The 1,181-nt window shown below is 65.9% G+C and carries 1 pseudogene; it reads left to right on the top strand.

Annotated features, from left to right (window positions below):
* Positions 1-1,180 (top strand): annotated as a pseudogene (gene tuf, locus A6302_RS20375) (elongation factor Tu); the annotation flags it as partial.
* Position 1,181: the final 1 nt, after the last annotated feature.

Genomic DNA, 1,181 nt, shown 5'->3' with positions numbered 1-1,181 from the left:
AAAAATTCGCGCGGACGAAGCCGCACTGCAACATCGGTACGATCGGACACGTCGACCACGGCAAGACGTCGCTGACGGCGCGATCACGAAGGTGCTCGCCGAGACCGGCGGTGCGACGTTCAAGGCCTACGACCAGATCGACGCGGCGCCGGAAGAGAAGGCGCGCGGCATCACGATCTCGACGGCCCACGTGGAATACGAGACGGCCAACCGTCACTATGCGCACGTCGACTGCCCCGGCCACGCCGACTACGTGAAGAACATGATCACGGGCGCGGCGCAGATGGACGGCGCGATCCTGGTGTGCTCGGCGGCCGACGGCCCGATGCCGCAGACCCGCGAGCACATCCTGCTCGCCCGTCAGGTCGGCGTGCCGGCGCTGGTGGTGTTCCTCAACAAGGTCGACATGGTCGACGACGAGGAGCTGCTGGAGCTGGTGGAGCTCGAAGTTCGCGAGCTGCTGTCGTCCTACGACTTCCCCGGCGACGACATCCCGGTGATCAAGGGCTCGGCGCTGTGCGCGCTGGAAGACCGCGAGCCGAAGATCGGCCATGACGCGGTGCTCGAGCTGATGGCGGCGGTGGACTCCTACATCCCGCAGCCGGAGCGTCCGATCGACCAGCCGTTCCTGATGCCGATCGAGGACGTGTTCTCGATCTCGGGCCGTGGCACGGTGGTGACCGGCCGCGTCGAGCGCGGCATCGTCAAGGTGGGCGAGGAAGTCGAGATCGTCGGCATCCGCGCGACGACCAAGACCATCGTCACCGGCGTGGAAATGTTCCGCAAGCTGCTGGACCAGGGCCAGGCGGGCGACAACATCGGCGCGCTGCTGCGCGGCACCAAGCGCGAGGACGTCGAGCGCGGCCAGGTTCTTTGCAAGCCGGGTTCGGTGAACCCGCACACGAAGTTCAAGGCCGAAGCCTACATCCTGACCAAGGAAGAGGGCGGCCGTCACACGCCGTTCTTCACGAACTACCGCCCGCAGTTCTATTTCCGCACCACGGACGTGACGGGCATCGTCACGCTTCCCGAAGGCACCGAAATGGTGATGCCGGGCGACAACATCACCGTCGATGTTGCGCTGATCGTGCCGATCGCCATGGAGGAGAAGCTCCGCTTCGCCATCCGTGAAGGCGGCCGTACCGTCGGCGCCGGCGTCGTCGCCAGCATCATCGAGTGAT

Origin of the sequence: Methylobrevis pamukkalensis, assembly GCF_001720135.1 — a bacterium.
Taxonomy (GTDB): Bacteria; Pseudomonadota; Alphaproteobacteria; order Rhizobiales; family Pleomorphomonadaceae; genus Methylobrevis; species Methylobrevis pamukkalensis.
Note: the sequence above shows the minus strand (reverse complement) of the source record. Positions and strands in the feature narration are given on the sequence as shown.